The organism is Actinoplanes italicus (assembly GCF_003001815.1).
Lineage (GTDB): Bacteria > Actinomycetota > Actinomycetes > Mycobacteriales > Micromonosporaceae > Actinoplanes > Actinoplanes italicus.
Map to the genome: position 1 here is coordinate 1 of NZ_PVMZ01000064.1, position 1405 is coordinate 1405.

Below are 1405 nucleotides of genomic sequence, written 5' to 3' on the forward strand. Positions count from 1 at the left end.
GGTCGCGTCCACTGGCGTGGTGTAAGAGGCGGCCAGCGCTGATCCGTGTCTGTTGATCTTATGCGGCGATTGCGGTCGTTTCGATTGTTTCGGTATCGGGGCGTTCGGCATTGACGCTGGCCAGGCGGGCTTTGGCGAGGATCTCCAGGCCCATGTAGCGGCGGCCTTCGACCCATTCGTCGGTCTGTTCGGCCAGGACCGCGCCGACGAGGCGGATGATCGCGTCACGGTTCGGGAAGATCCCGACGACGTCGGTGCGGCGGCGGATCTCCTTGTTCAGCCGTTCTTGCGGGTTGTTCGACCAGATCTGACGCCAGAGCTCTCGCGGGAAACTCGTGAAGGCGAGCAGGTCGGCGCGGGCGTCGTCGAGGTGTTCGGCGGCGGCCGGGAACTTCTCGCTGATGCTGTCCAGGACCCGGTCGAACTGAGCGGCGACGGCGGCGGCGTCGGGCTGGTCGAAAATCGTGCGGACCAGCGTGGCGACCCAGGGCTGTGCGCTCTTGGGGACTTTGGCGAGCAGGTTGCGCAGGTAGTGGGTGCGGCACCGCTGCCACTGCGCACCGGGTAGCGCCGCGCCGATCGCACCGATCAGCCCGCGGTGGGCGTCGGAGATGATCAGGCGGACGCCGGACAGGCCGCGGGCGGTCAGCGACCGCAGGAAGGCCAGCCAGCCGGCGCCGTCCTCGTCGCTGGCGACGTCCAGGCCCAGCACTTCACGGCCGCCGTCGGCGTTGACGCCGACCGCGACCAGGGCATGGACGTTGACCGTGCGGCCGTGTTCGCGGACCTTGATGACCAGGGCGTCGGTCCACACGAACGTGTAAGGGCACTGATCCAGCGGCCGGTTGCGGAACGCCTCGACCTGGGCGTCCAGATGCCGGGCCATCTCCGAGACCTGGCTCTTGGACAACTGCTTGACGCCCAGCTGCTCGACGAGTTTCTCCATCCGCCGCGTCGACACCCCGAGCAGATAGCTGGTGGCCACCACCGACACGAGGGCTTGTTCGGCCCGGCGGCGGTGCTGCAGCAGCCAGTCCGGAAAGTACGAGCCGGACCGCAGCTTCGGGATCGCGAGGTCGACGGTGCCGGCCCGGGTGTCCCACTCCCGATGCCGATAGCCGTTGCGGGAATTGGCCCGCTCGGGCGTGCGTTCGCCGTAACCGGCGCCGCACACCGCGTCGGCCTCGGCCGACATCAACGCGTCAGCGAACGTCTTGACCAGGGACTTCAGCACATCAGGGCTCGCCGATTCCAAATGCGTGTCCAGCAAACCGGCCAGGTCCAGACTCTCTTGTGCGGCCATCGCAGGTCTCTCCTTCTGATCTAGGCAATCCGAAGGATCTGCGGTGGCCGCCTCTTTCATCCCGGAAAGTCCCGGTCATACACCACTTCGGTGGACGCGACC

The 1405-nt window shown here is 67.3% G+C and carries 1 protein-coding gene; it reads right to left on the bottom strand.

Going from position 1 to position 1405, the window contains the following annotated elements; all coding sequences use genetic code 11:
* Positions 1-58 precede the first annotated feature (58 nt).
* Positions 59-1303, bottom strand: coding sequence for an IS256 family transposase (locus tag CLV67_RS50795; RefSeq protein WP_106331198.1), 1245 nt, complete (start codon positions 1301-1303; stop codon positions 59-61).
* Between the last annotated feature and the right edge of the window lie 102 nt (positions 1304-1405).

Coding starts and splice junctions, on each gene's coding strand:
- CLV67_RS50795 (WP_106331198.1), bottom strand. CDS start 1,303: ATGGCCGCACAAGAGAGTCTGGACCTGGCCGGTTTGCTGGACACGCAT.